Origin of the sequence: Microbacterium sp. Root280D1, assembly GCF_001428975.1 — a bacterium.
Classification (GTDB): Bacteria; Actinomycetota; Actinomycetes; order Actinomycetales; family Microbacteriaceae; genus Microbacterium.
Window position 1 is genome coordinate 277968 of record NZ_LMJK01000002.1, and the last position, 16114, is coordinate 294081.

General features: G+C 67.9%; 14 protein-coding genes. 9 read left to right on the plus strand and 5 right to left on the minus strand.

Annotation, left to right across the window (positions count from 1 at the left end; genetic code table 11):
* Positions 1 to 7 precede the first annotated feature (7 nt).
* The 4 genes from mtrB (at position 8) to hpf (ending at position 4949) form a co-directional block, all read left to right on the plus strand.
* Complete coding sequence (gene mtrB / locus ASE34_RS07410; protein WP_056278234.1) at positions 8 to 1684, plus strand: MtrAB system histidine kinase MtrB; 1677 nt, start codon at positions 8 to 10, stop codon at positions 1682 to 1684.
* The gene (locus ASE34_RS07415) at positions 1681 to 3399 is read left to right on the plus strand and encodes a GerMN domain-containing protein (protein ID WP_056278240.1); all 1719 of its coding nucleotides are present in this window, start codon (positions 1681 to 1683) and stop codon (positions 3397 to 3399) included. The genes mtrB and ASE34_RS07415 overlap by 4 nt, the downstream gene beginning before the upstream one ends.
* 109 nt (positions 3400 to 3508) lie before the next feature.
* Complete coding sequence (locus tag ASE34_RS07420) at positions 3509 to 4198, plus strand: ComF family protein (RefSeq protein ID WP_056278243.1); 690 nt, start codon at positions 3509 to 3511, stop codon at positions 4196 to 4198.
* Between the two features lie 94 nt (positions 4199 to 4292).
* Positions 4293 to 4949: a ribosome hibernation-promoting factor, HPF/YfiA family gene (gene hpf / locus ASE34_RS07425; protein WP_053095665.1), complete on the plus strand. Its 657-nt coding sequence runs from the start codon at positions 4293 to 4295 to the stop codon at positions 4947 to 4949.
* Positions 4950 to 5012: 63 nt separating this feature from the next.
* Here the strand turns inward: hpf and ASE34_RS07430 are convergent, their stop codons facing one another.
* Both ASE34_RS07430 and ASE34_RS07435 read right to left on the minus strand, forming a co-directional pair.
* The gene (locus ASE34_RS07430; RefSeq protein WP_053095666.1) at positions 5013 to 6350 is read right to left on the minus strand and encodes a hypothetical protein; all 1338 of its coding nucleotides are present in this window, start codon (positions 6348 to 6350) and stop codon (positions 5013 to 5015) included.
* Positions 6351 to 6412: 62 nt separating this feature from the next.
* Positions 6413 to 7015, minus strand: coding sequence for a PadR family transcriptional regulator (locus ASE34_RS07435; RefSeq protein ID WP_056278246.1), 603 nt, complete (start codon positions 7013 to 7015; stop codon positions 6413 to 6415).
* A gap of 175 nt (positions 7016 to 7190) precedes the next feature.
* On the opposite strand from ASE34_RS07435, the gene secA reads away from it, so the two are divergent.
* Together secA and ASE34_RS07445 are read left to right on the plus strand one after the other, a co-directional pair.
* Positions 7191 to 9998, plus strand: a complete 2808-nt coding sequence (gene secA / locus ASE34_RS07440) for a preprotein translocase subunit SecA (protein WP_056279015.1) — start codon at positions 7191 to 7193, stop codon at positions 9996 to 9998.
* A gap of 67 nt (positions 9999 to 10065) precedes the next feature.
* A complete protein-coding gene (locus ASE34_RS07445; protein WP_053095668.1) occupies positions 10066 to 11292 on the plus strand; it encodes a pyridoxal phosphate-dependent aminotransferase in 1227 nt (408 codons plus the stop codon).
* Here the strand turns inward: ASE34_RS07445 and ASE34_RS07450 are convergent.
* Both ASE34_RS07450 and ASE34_RS07455 read right to left on the minus strand, forming a co-directional pair.
* Positions 11216 to 12457 carry an AAA family ATPase gene (locus ASE34_RS07450; RefSeq protein ID WP_056278250.1) on the minus strand — a complete coding sequence of 414 codons (1242 nt, stop codon included), beginning with the start codon at positions 12455 to 12457 and terminating at the stop codon, positions 11216 to 11218. The two genes, ASE34_RS07445 and ASE34_RS07450, sit on opposite strands and share 77 nt — an antisense overlap.
* Positions 12454 to 13074, minus strand: a complete 621-nt coding sequence (locus tag ASE34_RS07455; protein WP_056278253.1) for a hypothetical protein — start codon at positions 13072 to 13074, stop codon at positions 12454 to 12456. Before ASE34_RS07455 ends, ASE34_RS07450 begins: the two co-directional genes overlap by 4 nt.
* 97 nt (positions 13075 to 13171) lie before the next feature.
* Here ASE34_RS07455 and ASE34_RS07460 point away from each other — a divergent pair, with 97 nt between their 5' ends.
* Positions 13172 to 13450: a helix-turn-helix domain-containing protein gene (locus ASE34_RS07460; protein WP_056278255.1), complete on the plus strand. Its 279-nt coding sequence runs from the start codon at positions 13172 to 13174 to the stop codon at positions 13448 to 13450.
* On the opposite strand, the gene ASE34_RS07465 is transcribed toward ASE34_RS07460, so the two are convergent.
* Positions 13438 to 14049: a hypothetical protein gene (locus tag ASE34_RS07465; RefSeq protein ID WP_056279016.1), complete on the minus strand. Its 612-nt coding sequence runs from the start codon at positions 14047 to 14049 to the stop codon at positions 13438 to 13440. The genes ASE34_RS07460 and ASE34_RS07465 overlap by 13 nt on opposite strands.
* A 127-nt stretch (positions 14050 to 14176) precedes the next feature.
* Here ASE34_RS07465 and ASE34_RS07470 point away from each other — a divergent pair, with 127 nt between their 5' ends.
* Positions 14177 to 14563 carry an Rv3235 family protein gene (locus tag ASE34_RS07470; RefSeq protein WP_171821901.1) on the plus strand — a complete coding sequence of 129 codons (387 nt, stop codon included), beginning with the start codon at positions 14177 to 14179 and terminating at the stop codon, positions 14561 to 14563.
* A 24-nt stretch (positions 14564 to 14587) separates the two neighbouring features.
* Positions 14588 to 16072 carry a sensor histidine kinase gene (locus ASE34_RS07475; protein ID WP_056278258.1) on the plus strand — a complete coding sequence of 495 codons (1485 nt, stop codon included), beginning with the start codon at positions 14588 to 14590 and terminating at the stop codon, positions 16070 to 16072.
* Positions 16073 to 16114: the final 42 nt, after the last annotated feature.

Genomic DNA, 16114 nt, shown 5'->3' on the forward strand with positions numbered 1-16114 from the left:
GCCCACGATGGCCGCGACCACAGCGACCACCACGGCGGTCGCTGTCATCCGCGACTGGCGTGGCTGGCCGACCGTCGTCCAGGCGTTGTGGCGCAGTTCTCTGCGATTCCGGACGCTCACGATCACGCTTCTGCTGACGTCCACCGCGATCCTGATCACCTGCGTGACGATGGCGCTGGTGATCCAGAACGATCTGTTCGAATCCCGCAAGAACGAGGCGCTCGAAGACGCGGCCCGCTCGGTGAACCAGGCGCAGGCGACCCTGGACGCGACGGCGCTGGGCGATGACCCGGCAGCCCTGCCGGAGCTGTGGGACAGCGTGCAGGAGGACCTCGGACGCAATTCGACGGCCGAAGGTCTTGCCGGATTCCGCATGGAGGTCGACCCCGACGTCCCGCTCAACGGCTTCACCGCCGGGCTGAGCGACAATCTGATCACCTCGGGCCTCAGGAACAGGGTGGTCGAGTTCGACGACTGGCAGTCCTGGCAGTCCGTATCACTCGAGGTCGGCGGCCGAGCTGTGCCCGGGATCATCGTGGGGCAGCAGCTGCGGGTTCCCGAGGCGGGGCCGTTCGAGATCTACTTCGCGTACGACCTCGCGGATGCAGACAACACTCTCACCTTCGTGCAGCGCACCCTGTGGGTCGCCGGCATAGGTCTGGTGGCGATCGTCGCCGCGATCTCCTTCATCGTTCTCCGCACCGTGTCGACGCCTATCGTCGAGGCTGCCGAGACGAGCGCGCGTCTGGCCTCGGGCGACCTCGGCGTCCGCATCGACGTGCACGGGGAAGACGAGATCGCGACCCTGGGACGCTCCTTCAACGCCATGGCCGACAGTATCGAATCCCAGATCAAGGAGCTCGGCGAGCTGTCACTCGTGCAGCAGCGCTTCGTGTCAGATGTGTCGCATGAGCTGCGGACTCCGCTCACCACGATCCGCCTCGCCGCAGACATGCTGAACGATCAGCGGGAGGAGTTCGATCCGACGACCGCTCGCACCACCGAGCTCCTGCACACGCAGGTGCAGCGGTTCGAGACGCTGCTGTCGGATCTGCTCGAGATCAGCCGCTACGACGCAGGCTCCGTGCAGCTCGAGCTCGAGGCGACGAGCCTCGCACATCTGGCAGAGGACATCATCGAGCAGATGCGTCCTCTTGCCGACGATCGCGGCAGCGAGCTGAGGCTCGTCGCCCCCGGCGGTTATTCGCCGGTCGACATGGATCCGCGGCGGGTGCGACGAGTGCTGCGCAACCTGATCGGCAATGCGATCGAGCACGGCGAGGGCCGGCCGATCGTGGTCACCGTCGACAGCAATCAGCATGCGGTCGCCGCCGGAGTCCGCGACTTCGGGCTCGGCATGGACCCGGCGGATGCCGAGCGGGTGTTCGACCGATTCTGGCGCGCTGATCCCTCCCGCCAGCGCACTCTCGGAGGCACGGGGCTCGGACTGTCGATCGCGCTCGGCGATGCGACTCTCCACGGCGGATCGCTCGCGGTGTGGTCCGAACTCGGCGTCGGGACGAACTTCGTTCTGACCCTGCCTCGCCGTGGCGATGCGACGGATGGGCCTTCGCCCATCCCGATCGAGCCGCAGGAGCCGCTCGCCGAACTCGGCGATGCCACGCAGCCGATCCAGCTCGCCGATGTCCCGGCGGAGCTCTTCGATCGAAGGAGCATCGAATGACCGCGCGGACTCGGCGCGCGCTGCGTGGTCTCGTGATCGCGGCGACCGTGCTCATCCTGTCAGCGTGCACAGGTCTTCCGACCAGCGGAGACGCACAGCCGGGAAAGCCTCTCGGGGCGTCCCCCGAGGGGCAGGACTTCCTCCCGCTCGCTTCGGGTCCGGTGGACGGCGCGGGGCCTGCGGCGATCGTCGAAGGCTTCATGGAGGCCGCGATCACCCCGGCCGACAACTGGAACACCGCTCGCAGCTTTCTCACCCCGGAGCTCGCATCGACCTGGCGTCCGAACACCGGCGTGTCGATCGATGTGAGCTCGGCGACTCGCTCGTTCAGCTCGAATGTCGACGAAGACGACGATGCCGATGACGGCGACACGGCCGACGTGAGGGTCGCCTTCGATCAGGTCGCCAGCGTCGACGCAACCGGAGCGTACTCCGAGGCGTTCGGCGCCTCGAACTCGGCCTTCGTGGTCGAACTCACAGACGGCCAGTGGCGGATCGCCGAGGCGCCGGACGGCGTGGTGATCGACGAATCCAGGTTCTCGCGCGTGTACGACGACTACGCGCTGCAGTACTTCGATCAGACGTGGGAACGACTCGTGCCCGATGTGCGCTGGTTCCCTCGACGCGCCACGGTGGCGACGACCATCGCGCAGTCGCTGATCGGCGGCGCGCCCAGCCCCTGGCTCGATCCGGCCGTGCAGAGCGCGTTCCCGCAGGAGGTGCAGCTCGCACGGGACTCCGTGCCGATCGACCCCGACCAGATCGCCGACGTCGCCCTGAACCGGGCGGCGCTGGGCCTCGACCCGACCACCCTCGCGCGCATGCGCACTCAGCTCCAGGCGACCCTGACCGCCGGTGGCGTGCAGATCGACCAGGTGCGCTTCACGGTCGACGGCCGCACACTGGAGGCCGGGGTCGTCGAGGTCGTGACGGACAAGGCCGATCCGGGCAGCCTCGTGCTGAAGGACGGGACTTTCGGCATGCTGGTCGGTGGAGAGATCACGCCGATCCCCGGCGTCTCGGACCAGATCGTGAACGCGGGTCAGCCCGTCACAGCGGTCGACGTGTCGGTCGACAGCTCCCACGCGGCCGTGCAGCTCATCGACGGGCACGTGTGGCTCGCAGGTGAAGGCAGCTTCAACGAGCTGGACGACCGCCCATCGCTGGTGCGGCCGTCCATGGATCCCTACGACTACACGTGGTCGGTCCCTTCGAACGCACCGGCGGCTCTGCAGGCGATCGGCAGCGATGTCGCCCCTCAGAGCATCGCGGGCGCGTGGCCGGAGGCCTCCTCCGTATCCGCCATCCGCGTCTCGGCGGATGGGGCCCGCGTCGCCGCGGCCGTCGTGATCGGGGGCGAGCGCTGGATCGTCGTGTCATCGGTGATCCGCGATGAGGCCGGGCTTCCGACCGAGCTCGGACTCACCGAGCCGCTGGCGCAGCTCGACGGCGGCGCCATCGGCCTCGTCTGGCTGGGCGCGGATCGTCTCGGACTGCTGACGGATCCCGCAGACCGGATGGTCGTCACGCAGGTGGTCGGAGGGCCTGGCACGTCAGAGGTGGCTCCGACCGGCGCGGTGTCCCTGGCGGGTGCGCGCGCAGCCACCGGTCTGCGAGTGCTGGGCGCGGACGGCGCCGTGTTCGCCCGTGCGGGCTCGGCATGGAGCGAGTCGATCAGCGGAGTCTCACTTCTCGCGACGCGTGCGGGGCACTGAGCGCGACTGTCCCTGCACGGCCGTCCGACATCGACTGACAGTCCATGACGGCCGCGTTCCGCGCAGCCTCTGCAGCCCCGGCGCCGGATTGTTGCGAGAGCATCGACGGATGTCACCGCACCCACCGGCCCGCGCCGTAGGACTCGAGATACTCGCCCTTCTGCTCGCGGCGACCTGCGCGGGGTGCGACCGGCCCGAGACGCTGCTCTGCGGCTCGTGCCGACAGAGCATCCGCCCGGAGCCGCTCGTCCGCCGCACGCCCGCCGGACTGGAGGTCCGCGCGGCGATGCCCTTCGAGTCGGTCGCGGCGCGATGCATCCGCAGGATGAAGGACGACGGCGAGACGGTGCTCGCTCGCCCGCTCGGATCGGCGCTGGGGGAGGTGGTCGACGTGCTCGAGGCGCGCCCGGATGCCGATCGGCCGCTCCACCTCGTGCCGATCCCGACATCGGTGGCCGCCTTTCGACGGCGCGGCTACCGGGTGCCCGAGCTGCTGATCCGGCGGGCGGGTCGGCTTCCCGACCGGTTGCTCGTTCTGCGGGGTCGGCGCACGGATCAGCGAGGCCTCGATTCCGTGAGCCGAGCGGAGAACGTCTGCGGGAGCATGCGAGCGCGACGTGTGCTCGAGGGGGAGACCGTCGTGCTCGTCGACGACGTGGTCACGACGGGTGCGACGTTCGATGAGGCGGCTCGGGCGCTGACAGACGCGGGCGCCCATGTCCTGGCAGCGGTCGCGCTCGCCGCCACGCCGCGTCACAGCGAACGGAATGTGAACGCATCGGGGACACGCAGCAACTGACCCGTGACATCCGAGGTCAGGCCGACTACCGTGGGGGGTCACAAGGCGACCACGGTCCGCCCTTGGCCGGGAGGACCGGGACAAGGAGGCAGCAATGGAAACGAGCATCGTTGGCGTCGGGGTGGGTATCACCGATCGATTCCGAGCCGTTGTCGAAGAGAAGATCGCCAAGATCCAGACGTTCGCGTCCCGTGCGCAACGGCTGGATGTCAAGGTCACCCACCGGGTGTACCGCAACGGTCACGTGCCGGACGAGACCGTGGAGCTCACGCTCGTCAGCAAGGGCCCCGTCGTGCGCGCTGAAGCCACGGACGGAGACAAGTTCGTCGCACTCGACATGGCCGTCGACAAGATGGCCGAGCAGCTTCGTCGAGCGAAGGAGAAGCGAGTCGACGGACGCCAGCACCCGCGTGGCGCGCACTTCGAGAAGGAGAGCGGAGCGCTGGAGGGCATCGATGTCCAGCCGGCATCCGTGGATGTCCTGCGGGCCGTCGCGACCGGCAACGTGCCGATCCAGAACGAGGACGACGAGGTCTACTCGCCGGTGGTCATCCGCACCAAGAACTTCGGAGCGGAATGGATGACCGTCGAAGAGGCCGTCGACCGGATGGAGTTGGTCGGGCACGATTTCTTCCTGTTCGTGGACGTGCGCACCGACCACCCGAGCGTCGTCTACCGACGCAAGGGCTGGGATTACGGTGTGATCGCTCTCGAGACGCAGGCTCCGCCCACTGAGGCGCTCGCCTCCTGAGGCTGAGACGACGACGGCCCGGCTCCAGAGGGAGCCGGGCCGTCGTCGCGTTGTGCGACCGCGTCAGTCGAAGATGCCGTCGAGAATGCTGCCGATGACGAGGCCGCCGAGGATGCCCGAGGCGACGTCGCCGCCACCGCCGCGTCGGCCGCCGCCGCTCCAGCCGCCGCCGCCCCAGCCGTTTCCGCCGCCCCAGCCCTGATCCTGCGGCCGTGAGGAATCGATGTCGCGCTGGGCGAGTTGCAGGGCCTCAGAAGCCAGGTGTGCGACGCGTCGTGCACTGGCCAGAGCCTCGTCGCGCGTCTCTTCCGCCGGAAGCAGATCCGACAGATCGACCCGCAGCCTCTCGGCCTCGGCGAGGCGCGTGCGCGCGTCGGCGCCGATCCAGCCGCGGTGCCCGGCGATGAGTCCGCGGGCGACGCCGAGCTGGCGGTCGGCATCATCGATCGCATGCTGCACCTGCTGGATGCTGGGCAGCGGGTGCGCCTCGCGATGCCGAGCGGTGGCGATCGCGTCGTCGAGAGCCGTGTTCGCGTCGCGCAGCTGCGACAGCTCGGCGAAGGGATCCCCGGGGGTGCCCGCGGGCGACAGGGCGCTCAGCGCGTCCTGCAGCGCGGAGACGGCGGCCGCGACGGCCGGCACCTGGGGGGCGGTGCGCGCGGCGATGAGGTCGTTGCGTGAATCCGCGACGACCTCGGCAAGGGTCGACTCCGCACGCAGCGCTTCGATCTCGAAGTCCTCCACGGCGTCGAGCAGCGCGGAAGCGCGCCGCGTGGCCTCGGTGGCGGTCTCCAGTGCGAGGTTCGCCTCCTCGTTCTGCTTCGCCGCGCGGCGACGCTCTGAGACGGCCGCGCCGTGCGTTGCGAACGCGATCAGCTGCTCTGCTTCGGCGGCGCTCGCCGTGATCTGGTGCATCGCCGAGTCCGAGTAACGCGCGGAGAGACGCGCGACGGTCTCGTTCGTGTGCGGGATCCGTGCGCTCAGCGCCTCGGCATCGGCACGCACCTGGGCGATGATCTCGGGTGCGCGACGCACCTTCGAGATCGATGCCGCGAGATCCGACGTCTTCTCGTCGAGCAGATCCTGCGCCCAATCGCACAGCTGGATGATCCGCGCGTTGCGGGTGCGGAGCTCCTCAGGCGTGTCGGGAATCTCATCGTGGTTGAGCTGGTGGAGCTGAAATGCCTCGCGCAGATGCGTGCGCACCGCAGCGAGCGCCTTCTTCAGGTCACGAGTCAGCTGCTCCCCGAGTTCGGCCTCCGCGAACGCCAGCTCGTCGGACGTGCTCCTGATGCGCTCGTCCGCCGAGACGAGTGCCTGCTCAGCGCGGCGAGCCAGGTCGGCGTCCTGTGCGGCCAGCTCTTCCTGCTCGCGCTTGCGTCTGCCCCATATTCCAGCCATAGGACTGATCCTAGTTTCCCGGGCGACGCCGCTGGCTGTGCATACGCTTGAGGCGAAACCCGTCAGACGAGTGCCGCCACGTCTGCCCTCGAAGGCCTGCCACGTTTGGGTCGATCGGTCGTCAACTCGAGAGCGAGGGCGTGGACAGGGTGCTGGGCGAGCCGGGTCTGCACATGGTCGAGCCAGCGGACCTCGGCCTCCGCCGTGAAGATCATCGAATCGACGACGAGCGACCATGCGAGCCCCTCGGGGCTGTCGTCCTCGCGCGTCGCCCTCGTCGCGATGAGATCTGCGAGATGCTCTTCCGACGCCGCGCGCTGGGCCGCGATGACTCGGGCGGCGTCCGCGCCGGGGAGGGTTGCCGCCACAGCCAGCTTGATGGCGAGCTCGTTGCGCGTCGCCTGGCTTCGTGGCGCGGGAGACGCGAGCCAGCGGTCCACCTCGGACGCGCCGGTGGCCGTGATCTCCCAGTAGACGTGGCCGTGCTCGTCCGCTGCACCGCGAGCGACGAGCCCGTCACGCTCGAGGCGCTCGAGCGTGTTGTAGATCTGACCGACGTTGAGCGGCCATACCGAGCCCGTGCGGCGGTCGAACTCGTGCCGCAACTGGTAGCCGTAGCAGGGGCCCTGAGCGAGGATCGCGAGCAGACTCTGTCGAACCGACATATGGACCTCCCGGTGTCGTGGACCAATATATACATACTCGGAAACGCGTTGGAGGCACGCCATGCAGACGACGTGCAGACGACGTGCAGGTCACGGACCGGTAACATGACAAGGTATGCCTGGCACGCGCCCGACACGCGGCGCCGCCGGAACCATCGACAGGGAGATGACATCTGTGGCCAATCCTCTTGAGAAGCTGCTGCGCGCTGGAGAAGGGCGGGTCATCCGACGCCTGAACCAGGTGGTCAAGGCCGTGAACGCGCTGGAAGAGGACATCTCCAAGCTCACGGACGACGAACTTCGCAACGAGACCACCGAGCTGCGTGAGCGGTTCGCGAAGGGCGAGTCGCTCGATCAGCTCATGCCCGAGGCGTTCGCCGCCGTGCGCGAAGCGGCGAAGCGCACCCTCGGTATGCGCGCGTACGACGTGCAGATCATGGGTGGTGCTGCTCTCCACCTCGGCAACATCGCAGAGATGAAGACCGGTGAGGGCAAGACCCTGGTCGCCACCTTCCCGGCGTACCTCAATGCGATCGCGGGCGAGGGCGTCCACGTGATCACGGTCAACGACTTCCTCGCGAGCTATCAGGCAGAGCTCATGGGGCGCGTGTACCGGGCCCTCGGCATGTCGACGGGAATCATCGTCTCGGGCCAGACCCCGGCTGTGCGCCGCGAGCAGTATGCGTCCGACATCACCTACGGCACGAACAACGAGTTCGGCTTCGACTACCTCCGCGACAACATGGCGTGGCGCAAGGAAGACCTCGTCCAGCGCGAGCACTACTTCGCGATCGTCGACGAGGTCGACTCCATCCTGATCGATGAGGCGCGCACGCCGCTGATCATCTCAGGACCGTCTTCCGGTGAGGCGAACCGCTGGTTCGCGGAGTTCGCGAAGATCGCGCGCACCCTCGAGGCGGGCGTCGACTACGAGGTCGACGAGAAGAAGCGCACCGTCGGCGTTCTCGAACCCGGCATCGAGAAGGTCGAGGACTACCTCGGCATCGACAACCTGTACGAGTCCGCGAACACGCCGCTGATCTCGTTCCTCAACAACTCGATCAAGGCCCTCGCCCTGTTCAAGAAGGACACCGACTACGTCGTCATGAACGACGAGGTCATGATCGTCGACGAGCACACCGGTCGCATCCTGGTCGGACGTCGCTACAACGAGGGCATCCACCAGGCCATCGAGGCGAAGGAGGCCGTGCCGGTCAAGGCCGAGAACCAGACTCTCGCCACGGTCACGCTTCAGAACTACTTCCGCCTGTACGACAAGCTCGCCGGCATGACCGGTACAGCCGAGACCGAGGCGGCCGAGTTCATGTCGACCTACAAGCTCGGTGTCATCCCGATCCCGACGAACCGTCCGATGATCCGCAAGGACCAGTCCGACCTCGTCTACAAGAACGAGACCGCCAAGTTCGCGCAGGTGGTCGAGGACATCGCCGAGCGTCACGCGCAGGGGCAGCCGGTGCTCGTGGGCACCGTGAGCGTCGAGAAGAGCGAGTACCTGTCGCGGCTCCTCGCGAAGAAGGGCGTCAAGCACGAGGTCCTCAACGCGAAGAACCACGCGCGCGAGGCCGAGATCGTCGCTCGCGCAGGGCGCCTCGGTGCCGTGACCGTCGCCACGAACATGGCCGGTCGTGGAACCGACATCATGCTCGGCGGCAACGCCGAGTTCCTCGCCGTGCAGGAGCTCAAGGGTAAGGGACTCGACCCCGTCGAGACGCCTGAGGAGTACGAGATCGCGTGGGACGAGACGTACGAGGCGATGAAGTCCATCGTGTCGGAAGAGGCCGAGAAGGTCATCGAGGCCGGTGGACTCTATGTCCTGGGAACGGAGCGCCACGAGTCGCGCCGCATCGACAACCAGCTTCGCGGTCGCTCGGGCCGTCAGGGCGACCCCGGCGAGAGCCGTTTCTATCTGAGCCTCACCGACGATCTCATGCGCCTGTTCCAGTCGGGCGCCGCCGAGGCGATCCTCGCGCGCACCAACTTCCCCGACGACGTCCCGATCGAGTCGGGCCTGGTGTCGCGGGCGATCCGCAGCGCTCAGTCGCAGGTCGAGTCGCGCAACGCCGAGATGCGCAAGAACGTCCTCAAGTACGACGACGTCCTGAACCGTCAGCGCGAGGCGATCTACGCCGACCGCCGCCACATCCTGCAGGGCGATGACATCGCCGACCGCGTCCAGCACTTCATCGAGGACGCGATCAGTGGAGTGGTGCGCGATCACACCGGCGAGGGTCACAACGAGAGCTGGGACTTCGACTCACTCTGGACCGAGCTCAAGACGCTGTACCCGGTGAGCGTGACCATCGACGAGGTCGTGTCCGAGGCCGCCGGCCGCAAGGGTGGCATCACCGCAGAGGGTCTGACCCGCGAGCTGCTGTCGGACGCGAAGATCGCATACGAGACCCGTGAGGAGTCGCTCGGAGAAGCGGCGACCCGTGAGCTCGAACGACGCGTGGTGCTGCAGGTGCTCGATCGCCGCTGGCGCGACCACCTCTACGAGATGGACTACCTCAAGGACGGCATCGGTCTCCGTGCGATGGCGCAGCGCGACCCGCTCATCGAGTACCAGCGCGAGGGCTACGCGATGTTCCAGTCGATGATGGGGCAGATCAAGGAGGAGTCGGTCGGCTACCTCTACAATCTCGAGGTCGAGGTGCGTCGGGCGGGCGATTCGCAGACGGCCGAGGTCGAGGCGAAGGGCCTCGCCGAAGACGGTGGAGACCAGCGGCTCGAGTACTCCGCCGCGAACGACGCCGGCGAGGTCGAGGTCCGCAACGACCGCGGTCAGGTTCAGCAGGCCGCGACCGAGAAGCTTCGTCAGGCAGCGGCCGCGCGTCAGGCTCCCGCCGAGGAGGCCGAGTCGGCTGAGGCTCCGCGCGGCGCGTTCGGGCAGCGCACCGAGGGCTCGGCAGCTCCCGCGGGCAACCGCGAGCAGCGGCGGGCGCAGGGCAAGAAGAAGAAGTAGCAGAGCGCATGACGAGGGGCCGGTCCGTGGGGATCGGCCCCTCGTCGCGTCATTGTAGGCTTGCTCAATGACACCAACGCGCCACTTCGACCAGTCGTCGAAGCTCAAGAACGTCCTGTACGAGATCCGTGGAAACACGCTCGTCGAGGCGGCGCGGCTCGAGGCCGAGGGACATCGGATCCTCAAGCTCAACACGGGCAACCCCGCGATCTTCGGCTTCGAGGCACCCCACCAGATCGTGCACGACATGCTGGCCGCGCTTCCGACCGCCCACGGGTACAGCGACAGCAAGGGGATCATCTCGGCACGGCGAGCAGTCGTCAGCCGGTACGAGGAGATCCCCGGGTTCCCGCGATTCGATCCCGAGGATGTCTTCCTCGGCAACGGCGTCTCCGAGCTCATCACGATGACGATGCAGGCTCTTCTCGACGAGGGCGATGAGGTGCTCATCCCGGCACCCGACTACCCGCTGTGGACCGCCATGACGAGTCTTGCTGACGGCACCCCGGTCCATTACCTGTGCGATGAGGACAACGGATGGCAGCCCGACCTCGAGGACATCCGATCCAAGATCACTCCGCGCACCAAGGCTCTCGTCATCATCAACCCCAACAACCCGACCGGCGTGGTCTACTCACGCGAAGTTCTCGAGGGCATGGTGCAGATCGCCCGTGAGAACCAGCTGCTGCTGCTTTCCGACGAGATCTACGATCGCATCCTGTTCGATGATGCGGTGCACATCCCGACGGCGACCCTGGCGCCGGACCTGCTGTGTCTGACGTTCAACGGGCTCTCGAAGACCTACCGGGTCGCCGGCTTCCGGTCCGGGTGGCTCGTGATCACCGGGCCGCAGGACCACGCGAAGGGGTTCCTCGAGGGGATCAACCTGCTCGCCTCGACGCGTCTCTGCCCGAACGTCCCCGCCCAGTACGCGGTTCAGGCGGCTCTCGGGGGAGTGCAGTCCATCGACTCGCTGATCGCGCCGACCGGGCGCCTGCATGAGCAGCGTGACATCGCCTGGAAGGGACTCGAATCGATCCCCGGTGTCTCGTGCGTCAAGCCCGTTGGCGCGTTGTACGCCTTCCCTCGTCTGGACCCGAACGTCCACGAGATCAGGGACGACGCGAAGCTGGTCTACGACCTGCTGGTCTCCGAACACATCCTCCTCGTGCAGGGAACCGGCTTCAATTGGCCGACCCCCGACCACCTCCGACTGGTCACGCTCCCCGAGCCCCGCGTGCTCGCAGAAGCCGTCGAGCGCCTCGGGAACTTCCTCTCGAGCTACCGCCAGTAGGCGGCTCTGCTGATGTGGAGACGAGAGTCTCCACGACGCGGCGCACGCCGGCGACGAGGGACGAGCGCGGAGTGAGGTCCGCCATCGGTCGCGCGTGCAGGAGTGCGGCGTCGGCGGCCCGCTGATCGAAAGGGAGGAACACGACGTCCGTGATGCCGGCGAACCTCTCGAGCGTGCGCCGGATCTGACCTCGCGCATCCACGCCCAGGGGGCCGGGGCGCACGCGGTTCACCACCACTCTGATGGGCGTCGGGGTCGTGAGCCGTCGTAGCTCGGCATGCTCCCTGATGAACCTGCTTATGCCGAGCGGGTCGGCCGCCGCGATGGCGATGATCAGGTCTGCCTCCTGCAGCGCGGCAACTGTGGCTGCGTGGCGACGCGGGCCGGTGAGGTCGTACGTCGCCTCATCGTCGGCGTCGAAGGCGCTCGCCACGTCGACGACGGTCTCCTCTGCCCAGCTGCGGCATGCGCGCAGCGTCGCCTCCAATCGACGTGCGCCGAGTTCCGGCCAGCGCCCAGGGCGATTGATGCCCCCGAGGACCTCGATCTCTCCTGCGCTCGTGTCGAGGACGGTCGCCAGCCGCGTGAGTTCTGCCGAGTCGAGTGCGCCGAGCTCTGCCCGACGGCACGCGGCGGCGATCCCGGGTGCGTCATCGCTGAGCCCCAGCAGCAGCGCGAGGGAGGGAGCGACGGTGTCGGCATCCACCAGGGCAGTGCGGCGTCCTGCCCTGGACAGCTCGACGGCGAGCTGGATCGCGACGGTCGATCGTCCCGGCGCACCGGATGGGCCCCAGACCACCGTGACACGATGCGGAGACGGCGCGATTCGCTCGACGGAGCCTGCAAGGTCGGCGGTGAGCGCGGCAGCGATCTCCCAGCCGCGCGCTTCTGCCGGGAGTGCGGCCGCGAGGCCGTAGCGCCCGAGCAGTCTGCTGTCGCCGTCGCCGAGCGGCAGGATCCGCACTCCTGCCCTGTCGCACTCGGCGACCAGCGCGGGCGTCAGCACCGCGCGGCTGGTGGGAACGATGACGGCATCGACGTCGTCGGGCAGGGGCAGGATCCTGCTCGGCGCGACGACGGAAACCACGCTGATGCCTTCGAGCTCGAGTTCGTCGGCCAGGGTGCGTGCACGGAAATCGGGTAGGGCGATCACGACCGACGTCACGAGGTCGAGCCGATCGGCACGACGGACAGGACAGAGCCGCCGGTGATCGCGGACAGCACATCGGCGACATCCGCTCGGTCGATCACGATCTCAGCCGTGGTGCCGTCGGCGGCGAGCATTCCTTCGGTCTTCGTCACCGATGTGACGATCGCATCGGCGACGAGGATGCGCGGCGTCCCCGGGAGGGCGCCATCGTCCACCGGAGGAGAATGCCAGAGTTCGATGATGCTCCCGGCGCCCACATCGGCCGGGATGCCGGTGCTGCTCTCGACGACGATCGTGGTGGTTCTGTTCGCATCCGCGTCCTCGGCGGCAGAAGTCGGCATCAGCTCGCCGTCGACGACCGTCCGGGACGCGATCTGACCGGGCCGAAGGTCTTGGGGCGCGAGGTAGCGATCCGAGACGGCGCCGAGTCCCACGTCCACCACCTGGAAGTCACCGGAGACGAGCGCTTCGCCGAGCGGTATCGTTCGCGTCGCCTGGAGTACCGGTGTCGTGGCGCCGGAGGAGGAGACGACGGCCCACACGCCGGCGACAGACAGCGCGACCACGGCGATGCCGATCAGGAAGCGGGCATCACCCCAGACGGCACGCCGTGAACGGGAGAACTTGCTCATGGCGACATGGTCACAGAAATCGCCGCGGCTGCTCGAGACTTATCCACAGCATCGGATCGGCCCTGGCGTATCGGCACGGCAGGGGGAGAATGGGAGCATGCCCCATTCCTCTCCGGCCACGCAGCGCTTCCTGGCGCCGGCGCAGGTGGCGGAACTGCTGAGCATCGGGGTCGACGAGGTCATCGAACTCGTCTACGCGGGACGTCTGCGCGGGTCCAAGCTCGGTGCACCCGCCCGGTGGCGCGTCGAGGAGTCGAGCCTTTCGGAGTATCTCGCCGAGCAGTCCGAAGAGGCCAGACGGATGGCACTGTGGCGTGAGGCGAATGAGGCGAGTTTCCCAGAGGTCTGGGGCACATCCCGCCGTCACGGCATCTGATCTCCCGCGGTCTGAACCGACGTGACGGCTGCGAACGGGATGATCTGGAACGCACGCACCGCCGAGGCGGTCCTCGCCTCGCCCGGGTCGTGCAGGGCGAGATCCAGATGGTCCGCACCCGCTCGGTCGATCGTCCCGTGGAGGTCGGATGCATCGACGCTGACGATTCTGACCGGAACCCGCCGCCGGGCGAGGTCACGGAGGACGAACCCGAGCGACATGCGCTCGCGGAGCACGGGGGCGGGGTCGTCCTCTTCGTCCAGGCTCGACAGCAGCAGACCGTGATCGACGGTGAGCCCGCGGAGCGCGTGGAGGGGGACGATCACGGTCGACCGCGTCGTCCGTGATTCCTCGGCCTGCGCGATCGTCGCAGCGATCCAATCGGAGCCCAGCGCGTTCAGTCGTGCCCGAACGCGAGCTCCACCCGGCAGATCCAGGGTGGCGGGAGCGGCCGATGTGCAGAGCACTCTGAGCCGGCTGCGAAGCTCGAGCCTCGAGATGCGCAGGCGCTCCGACTCGGCGTCGAGCGCCGCGCGCTCGCTCTCCCACTCGGAGGCCAGCTGGCCTTCGAGGTCTTCGAACAGTCGATCCCAGTGCACGCGGACCACCGTAAATGAAGTCCGGGAGCGCATGTACGAGTTATCCACATACATCACGAACGCGACCGGATCGGCCAGTCGACGCATGCTCTACTTGGCGCAGTCTTCCCGATGGAGAGTGCCTCAGATGATGCTTCACGAGTACTTCGCACCACAGCCGACGCCCCGCGCCGAGCTGCCGGATCCGAGTCCGCTGCTGCGGAGCCTGACCCAGGGCGTGCTCGAGGTGCTCGCGGGAGTCAGAGAAGTCGATCAGCTCGCCCGCTGGTTCAATGAAGACGCGTACCGGAGTTTGGTGACGCGGGCGAATCTGTCGGCGAGGGCGCGCAGCGCGAGGGGGGTCTCGCCTGCGCGCCCGACTTTCGAGATCCTGTCGATCCGCGTGACGGAACCGGTGGACGGCAAGGTAGAGGCCGTCGTCGTGGTCGCGGGTCCCGGTCGCACCCGGGCGGTGGCGATTCGCCTCGAAGGTCTCGACCGACGCTGGCGGGCGACGTCGCTGGCCGTTCTCTGAGCGGACGCGCTCTAGGCTGGTGGGGTGTCAACGCTCAGCGACCTCGCCAATGCCCAGGGCCGTCTTGCCGAGAACGATGTCGAGTGGCTGCATCGACTCGCCGGCGACGGTCAGCTTCTCGCGGACCTCGCGTCGGCGGACATCGTCGTCTGGATCGAGACCGACGACGGATCGTTCGTCGCCGTAGCCCACGCCCGTCCGAGCGGAGCGGCCACCCTGTTCTACCGCGACATCGTGGGCGAGCGGGTGCGGCCGCAGTGGCGCACGCAGGTGCAGGGGGCGTTCGATTCGGCGGAGATCGTGGACTCGTCCTCACCGGATTGGTTCGAGGAGACCCCGACGCGCGTGAGGGCGGTGCCGATCGTCAACGAGCGCCGCGGCAGCGAGCACCAGGGGACCGTCATCGGCGTCGTCACCCGGCACACGAACCTCGGCGAGGCCCGGACGCCGTCGCGACAGCAGATCACGTTCGACGAGTGCGCGAACGACATCTTCCGGATGATCGCCGACGGCAGCTTTCCCGATCCGGCGGCTCCGACCTCCCCGCGCCGCGGAGCTCCCCGAGCGTCAGACGGCTTGATCCGGATCGACGTCGACGGCATCACGACGTTCGCCAGTCCGAACGCGCTCTCGGCGTTCAATCGCATGGGGTTCGATGACGAACTGGAGGGCGAGTCTCTCGCCGAGGTCACCACCAGGCTCGTGCCGCCGTCGCGACAGGTCGACGAGTCGCTGCCCGTCGTCGTGACGGGGCGCGCCCCGTGGCGCACCGACATCGAAGCACGCGGCGTCACTGTCTCGCTGCGGGCGATTCCCCTCAAGGATCACGGGACGCGCATCGGTGCCATCGTCCTGTGCCGGGACGTGTCGGAGCTGCGTCATCAGGAGCAGGAGCTCATCACCAAGGACGCGACGATCCGTGAGATCCATCACCGTGTCAAGAACAACCTGCAGACGGTCGCATCGCTGTTGCGCATCCAGGCGCGTCGTACGCACTCGGACGAGGCGCGCGATGCGCTGACCCAGGCGATGAGACGTGTGGACTCCATCGCGGTGGTTCACGACACCCTCGCTCAGGGGCTGACTCAGAAGGTCGACTTCGACGAGGTGTTCCACCGGGTTCTGAAGCTCGTCGCCGAGGTCGCATCCGCGCCGAACACCCGTGCGCGCACTCGGTCGACCGGGCGCTTCGGGGTCCTGCCGAGCGAGTATGCGACGCCGTTGGCTCTCGCGCTCACCGAGGTCGTCACGAACGCGGTAGAGCACGGCCTCGCAGGGCAGGAGGGCATGGTCACGATCGACGCCACGCGCACCGAGGAGAATCTGCGCGTCACGGTGCACGACACCGGCAAGGGGCTGCCGGAGGGGCGCATCGGTCAGGGACTGGGAACGCAGATCATCCGCACCCTGATCCAGGGGGAGCTCAGCGGATCGATCGAGTGGCGGGGGAGCGAGGGAGAGGGCACCGAAGTCGTCATCGACATCCCGCTCCGCTGGCTCACCGCGTGACGAGTCCGCCGCGACGGTGAGCAGATACGCAGAAGCGGCCCG